Annotated in this window: 4 protein-coding genes; 3 read left to right on the forward strand and 1 reads right to left on the reverse strand. The window is 64.7% G+C overall.

The window, feature by feature from the left end; genetic code table 11:
* Positions 1 to 20: 20 nt before the first annotated feature.
* Positions 21 to 2,849 (reverse strand): helix-turn-helix transcriptional regulator, encoded by a 2,829-nt coding sequence (locus ACLMAJ_RS02065; RefSeq protein ID WP_412011711.1) that lies wholly within the window; start codon positions 2,847 to 2,849, stop codon positions 21 to 23.
* A 368-nt stretch (positions 2,850 to 3,217) separates the two neighbouring features.
* Between ACLMAJ_RS02065 and ACLMAJ_RS02070 the strand changes: the two genes are divergently transcribed.
* The 3 genes from ACLMAJ_RS02070 (at position 3,218) to ACLMAJ_RS02080 (ending at position 6,507) form a co-directional block, all read left to right on the forward strand.
* On the forward strand, positions 3,218 to 4,459 hold the full coding sequence (locus tag ACLMAJ_RS02070; protein WP_412011712.1) for an MFS transporter: 1,242 nt from the start codon (positions 3,218 to 3,220) through the stop codon (positions 4,457 to 4,459).
* Positions 4,449 to 5,717, forward strand: a complete 1,269-nt coding sequence (locus ACLMAJ_RS02075; RefSeq protein ID WP_412011713.1) for a hypothetical protein — start codon at positions 4,449 to 4,451, stop codon at positions 5,715 to 5,717. The genes ACLMAJ_RS02070 and ACLMAJ_RS02075 overlap by 11 nt, the downstream gene beginning before the upstream one ends.
* A 226-nt stretch (positions 5,718 to 5,943) precedes the next feature.
* Positions 5,944 to 6,507 (forward strand): hypothetical protein, encoded by a 564-nt coding sequence (locus tag ACLMAJ_RS02080; RefSeq protein ID WP_412011714.1) that lies wholly within the window; start codon positions 5,944 to 5,946, stop codon positions 6,505 to 6,507.
* Position 6,508 lies beyond the last annotated feature (1 nt).

Raw genomic sequence — 6,508 nt, forward strand, 5'->3', positions numbered from 1 at the left:
CGGGCCACCGCCGTGCGAGATCAACGACCGGGCATGGCTCTCGCGACCTCCCGACGTGAGCGAAGACCGAGTTTTGCCAGAGTGTTGGAAACGTGCGATTGAATCGTCCTGCTGGACAAGAACATCTGTGCCGCGATATCGGAGTTCGAGAACCCTTCCGCCACCAGGATCGCGACTTTGCGTTCGGTATCGGTGAGTGCCGCCCAACCCGACTTGGGGCGGTTGCGCGGGCCGCGGACACCGCGCCGAATTCCGTAGGGCCGCACCCTCGCCACCGCGCGAGAGCTGTCCCAGGACGCGCCGAGGCGGGTGTACAGCGCAACGGCAGTGTCCAGCGCGGTGCGCGCTTCGCCGTCACGACCGGCTCCGGCGAGCACCACGGCAGCATTCTCGAAGGCACACGCTTCGTAGAGCGGCCGTCCGGACTCCCGGAAAGCGCTTGCGGCCGCGGCGAGCACAGCGGGATCGCGCTCGACCAGTCCGCGGCACAGCAAAGCCGTACCCCTCCTTGCCGGGGTCGGCTCCCGCGCCGCGACTGCGTCCGCGCTGGCCGACACCGACAGTGCCGCGTTCTGATCACCGAGGTCGGCGGCCAACCGGGCGATGTCGGGAAAGATGTAGTACAGCGTTGGCGCGGTCAAACTGTCCGACAGCTCCAGTTCGGCATCGACGAGCAGTTTCAGCGCGAGATCCTGGCGGCCGTGCGTCTCGTGTACGAGCGCGTTGATCCACGGATGGAACTGTGCGTAACCGCTGCTCCCCAGTTTCCCGTCCGGGGCGGGAACCGTGTTCGGGTCCGGCAGGAATGTGCCGCGATGGATACCGATCAGGGCGGCGAAGCTGCGGGCGACCGGCGCGTACCCGAAGACATCGGGTACTTCCGCACCGTAGGAGCAGGCGGCTACCGCGTCGTCCCAACGACCGTCCAGCAAATGCAGCCGCGCCTTCGCGATCAGGTTCGGGGCCAGATACGCGCCGTTCATCCTGCGGTTGTGACCAATGGCCGTATTCAACGTTTCCTCGGCGTCGCCGAACCGATCGAGCTCGATCAGGCAATGCGCGTGCAGGACATACGGATCGAACTGATCCGACCCGATGCCGTTGTCGAACACGGCGATAATCCGACCGCTCAGGTCCAGCGCCTCACTCAGGTGGCCCTCGGTATAGCGCACGGCACCCAACGCCATGAGACCGTATCCGGTGGCGAGCGGATTGTTGGTTGCCGCACCGAGATCGAGGGCCTGCTCGGCAGCAGCCGCCGCCGCACCGAGCCGTCCGAGAAAGAAGTTGTCCAACCCGGACAGGCCATGGAAACTACCGGCGTCCTCGGCTCCGATACCAGCGTCGGACAGTGCGGACTCGGCGATATCGACCGCATCGGCCAACCGGCCCTGCGCGTGGCAGGCCTGCGCGAGTCGCCAACGAAGACCGATGTCGTCGCCATTCTCCCAATGCGTCCGCAGCGCCGCCCGCACCACGGACTCGGCCTCGCTAGCAAAGCCGCTCCACAGCAGCGCCTGGGCCTGCAAACCGATCAGCGACGAGCGTGTGCTGCTGCCTAGGTCCGGAACCGTGACCGCGCGACGCAACAGTTGCACCGCGATTTCAGGCGCGCGCACGATCAGCTTGTCGGCAACGGCCACCAGCCAGTCGAGGCTGTCCGTGTCCAACTCATGGTCACCGGCCGCGAGGTAATACGCGATCCGCTCGATCGGCGCGTCGGTCGCCTGCAGAACCTGCCCGGCTCGACGAAGCAGATCCGCTCGCAGCGAGGCAGGCAGTTGTTCGGCGAGTACCTTTCGGATCAGGTCGTGCCGAAAGACCAACTCCGAATCGGCGCGAATGAGCAACCCGCAGTCCACCGCCTCGATGACCGCACTCCAGACGTCGAGAATCGAGCCGTTCAATACCGCCGCGAGTTCCCCGACATTGACGATCGACCCCAGTGCGGCAGCCATCGGCAGCACCTGTCGTGCTGGACGGGACAGTGATTCCAGCCGCCACGAAACCGCCGCGGTCAGCGAATCGTCCGGTAATTCGGTGGCCACCGTAGTTGTCCGGTCGGCGATGTCGGCGACGATGGTGATCGCTTTGTCCTGCAACAAAACAGCCACCAGCTCCACGATGTAGAGCGGATTGCCGCCCGCGGCGGCCACCTGGCACATCAACCCCGCTCCGGGAGTGGCGCCCACCATGTGGCGCACCAGCTCGGTCGTCTCCGATTCGGGCAGCGCACCGAGACGGATCGTCGGGGCGCCGCGCTCGACCAGGTCGGCCGACAGCGCGTCGAACGCCTTGTCCTGCGGCAAGGGACGAGCTGCGAGGACAAGCACAAGCGGTAGCTCGTCCAGTGCAGCGCAGAGCCGGTGCAGAACCGACAAGCTCTGTCGGTCCGCCCAGTGCACATCATCGATGAGTAACGCGACCGGGCCGGTATCGCACCAGGTTTCGATCAGACCGAGCAGCGCTTCGGTGATGGCGAACTCGTGCGTCATCACCCCGTCGCCCGCTCGGTCCCCGCTACGCAGAAGTGCGCGAATCGTGTCGGATCGCGGATCGGTCGCGACACCGGCGGCGTCCAGCCAGGAGCCCGCCGCCGCGAACGGCACGCTCTGTTCCAGTTCCTTGGCGGCTCCGCGGCGCACGCGCATGCCGTCGGCCTCGTACCGAGTTCCCACCGCATCGAGCAATGCGGTCTTCCCGATCCCCGGCTCACCCTCGACGAGCACGACCACACCCTGCCCCTCGACAGCCCTACGACCGAGTGACACCACTGTCTCGACCTCCACACCACGACCGACGAACGCCGGGGCGAAGGACTCTTGCACAACGGGGATGTTAGGCGTCATCGCGAAGAAAGTGGGCCTGCGGCGGAGCCCCACCGTCGGAAACAACCCGGCATTCACAGCTTTCGGGTGCGGATATTCCGGTACGGAATGACGGATGTTCCTCGCGCGCTGCTGCCATAGGGTCCGCTTACGGCAGCCCCACCCGCGGAAAACGACCCGGGCACAAAGCTTTCGAATGCTGCCTAACGAAGGAGGACCGCGGTGCAGTCCGTCGCATCGATCCGACATCCCGTATCAGGGGTGGTGTGCGGAATCACTCGAGTCGGTGGCCCTGTCGCGAAGGACACCTGTAGCTCCTGGCTCGACGTCACCGAGTGGCCGATGTGGGAATCCGAGCGTGTCCGCGTCGATCCGAGGCGGTGCGCCCGGTGGCCGTCGCGGTAGCCGACCGGAAGAGACGGCCGTCTTTTCCGGCGGAGGTATGGATCGTTTCGGTCACCACTTTCCTCAGCCGGTCGGTGGGATTCCTAGCGCTGTTCTCCACGGTGTTCTACACATCGCTGGGGCTCAGTGCCGCGGCCTTGTCGCTGGCTTTGTTCGCGGCCGGGGTCACCGGTGTGCTCGGGTCACTGGCCGGTGGATGGGCTGCGGCCCGGTTCGGGTCGACCGACGTGCTGATCGCCGGCTCGGCGCTCAATGTTGTCTTCCTGTTTCTGCTCGGGCTGATGTCGACCGAACCCGCGTCGGCGATCGTGGTGGCATCCCTGAGCGTGGCGGTGACGCAGTCGTTCGCCGGGCCCGCGGCGGCCTTGGTCACCGGCTCCGGCTATGAGGGCGATACCGTGACGGTTGTCGCCTTTCATCGGATCTTTCTCAGCAGCGGTGTCACGGTCGCACCGATCGCCGTCGCGCTGGTGGGCCAGAACAACTTCTCATTGCTGTTCTTCCTTTCCTCGCTCGGTTCGCTCTTGACCACCGGATTGCTGCTCAGTGAGCGTTCCCGGCTCCATGCGGCAGAAGAGCGTGCGGCGACCAGGGAACTACGGGCGGACTCGACGGAATTCGGTCCTCGGCCGGCCGTTGATACCGGCTACGACGCTTCCCGTGTGGCGCGGGTATGGGCGGTGGTCGTCGTGTTCGGCACCGCGATGGCTGTCTACTCCCAGAGCATGAGCGGAATCCCGCTGTCCCTCGATCAGGTTTCCAGCGGTGGTCAATTATATGGCGTTCTACTCGTTGTCAATTCCGTTTTCATCATCGCTTTCGAATTACCTCTCAGCTTCGTGACTTCCAAATTCAGATGGAACTATGCGCTCGGTCTCGGAATTATTGTCACCGGAGTCGGGCTCGCCGTCTGCGGGTTGGGAACCAGCTGGACAGTATGTATCTTCGGATTCGTGCTCTTCTCCCTCGGGGAGGCGATTTTCATTCCCCAGGCGAGCGCATCGATAGCGAGACTTTCCGCCCCGTCGGAGAACCCCAGGTATCAAGGGTATCTTTCGGCCGCCCAGTCGATCGGGTTCGCGATAGGTCCGGGCATCGGAGCCTTCGGAGTGCTACACGATCGCACCCTCTATTGGGCGGTCGTCGTCCAGATTTCGTTGGCAGCGGGGGCGGTAGCAGTAATAGCGGGTATCAACAAAGGTAGGAGTCCGAATCGTGTCGGATAATTCGGTCTTGATCGTCGATCCAGTAAGCTCGGGAAAACTATATCCGCCGTTGCTGGAGCAACTCGGGATAAACATCATCCGGTTGGATACCGAACAGTCACTGGTGTCAGGGTTCCGTAATGGTCCGACTGCGGGCGCATTGGATTTCGAAGCGGACCTCGGGGGTTCCTACCAGCAGCTTCTACAGCTGTGCGTGGAACGTTCGGTGAAATATGTTGTCGCCGGTTCGGAGCCGGGCGTCGAGTTGTGCGATCGCCTGCGCGCCGATCTTCCGGACTGCCCGGCCAACGACCCGACTCTGCCGATGCGGCGCTGGGACAAGCAGCATATGTTCGAGGCACTGGCGGCGGCCGGTGTTCCCACTCTGGCAACAAGGGCAGTCGCGAATCGAGACGAAGTACCGGCCGAAGCGTTCGCGGAATTGAGCCGTGGCCGGAAATTGGTCGTCAAACCGGCACGGGGCGCAGCTTCGGTGGACGTGCGGCTGGTGGAAACCCCCACCCAGTTGACCGACGCGATATCCACGATCACCGACAGCAGCGCACTCTTCGGCGGCCACTCGGCCGCGCTGATCCAAGAAATGTATCCGGCCCCAAGGGTGGAATTCGCCGTAGATACCTTCTCCGCGCACGGTGCTCACGAACTGCTATGTGTCAGCGTTTACGACAAGTGGGTGTCGGGTTCCGGCGATTTCGTGTACGAGCGGGGTCGTTGGCTCGAGCACGATGACCCGATAGTCGGCGAGCTGACCGATTACGCGGGGTCGGTGCTCGATGCCTTGGGTGTGCGAGTAGGACCCGCACACATGGAGATCATGTCCGGCCCATTGGGGCCGCGCCTCATCGATTTCGGGGCGCGGGCGCACGGAATCGGCCATCCGCAGCACACCTACGCGCTCACCGGGAGCTCACAGGTCCATCGCGAGTGCGAGCACATCGCGGAACTTTTCGGGGTGCGCGCACCCGCGACTGACCGAAGGGCCGGTTATTCACTGTCCCGACGCGGCGCGCTGGTGCTCGTCAGTATCGATCGACAGGCCAGGTACCTGGGTGGAGCGGAAGCCGATCTGATCGGACTTCCCGGCGTCGTCGAGGTACGGATGGCAGCCGAGCAAGGGCGGACGTACCCGGCGACCAAGTCGATGATGGATTCGGTCGCGCTCGGGCTCGCGTTCGTCGTCGCGGACAGCGCCGACGAACTGGATTTCAGGTGCACAGAAGTCCGCAAGCGCGTCGCCGACTTCTTTGCGCCTGAGTGAAATCCCTCATCGAAAGACCCCAACTGGGCACAGCCACAGATTTGCCGGTGCACACGGAATTCGGCAGTTCTTCCTGATCCGGCCGCGCTTGCCGCTTAAGCTATCTGCGCCGCGACGTGCGACAAGTACTCGAGATCGGGAAGAACTAACGAGATATACGTCCAGGAGGTGCGGAATGCCGGAAGCCAGTCGTTGGGGCCGATCACGTCCAATGTTGATTGCGAGCATGTTGCCAATTGCGGTCTTTCTCGGCACCGGAGTAGCCAACGCATTCCCGGTCGACACCGCGCAGGCACCCGCCCCGCCACCGACGACAGCGGACTGGCTATCGCTGACGCACCACGAGCAGGGGCAAGATCCTTTCTTGTTGTCGGCCCTGCTGGGCCCAGCGAATCCGCTCGCCGCCGACAATTGGACCCGAGTCGAGACGGTGGACGCGCCGGGCGCGCCACCGGCCATGGATCAGGAGCCGATCGAAGCGTTCTGCGTGCACGTCCCCGTAGATCCCCGCCGATGCTCGGTCACCGCCGTGGACGCGGGCGTCGGTGCGGCAATCGGCGCGGGCATCGGCGCGGGAGTGGCCGCGCCCGTCGCGATAGCCGCCGGAGCGGTCGGCGCGGCCGCGGGTTTCGTCGTCGGTATCCCGTTCCTGCCGACCGGCTTGGTTGTCGGCCCGCTCGTCGGCGCGGCCGTCGGCGTCGCCGTCGTCGCGGTACCTGCCGCCCTGCTCGGTGGGGCACTCGGGGCGTCGGTCGGGGCGGTAGTGGGCATCACCACACCCCTCCCGTAAG

Origin of the sequence: Nocardia arseniciresistens (genome assembly GCF_046764875.1) — a bacterium.
In the GTDB taxonomy this organism is placed as follows: domain Bacteria; phylum Actinomycetota; class Actinomycetes; order Mycobacteriales; family Mycobacteriaceae; genus Nocardia; species Nocardia arseniciresistens.

Bases quoted from the DNA above. Each gene is read 5' to 3' on its own strand.
- ACLMAJ_RS02065 (WP_412011711.1), bottom strand. From the start codon at position 2,849: ATGACGCCTAACATCCCCGTTGTGCAAGAGTCCTTCGCCCCGGCGTTC.
- ACLMAJ_RS02080 (WP_412011714.1), top strand. From the start codon at position 5,944: ATGTTGCCAATTGCGGTCTTTCTCGGCACCGGAGTAGCCAACGCATTC.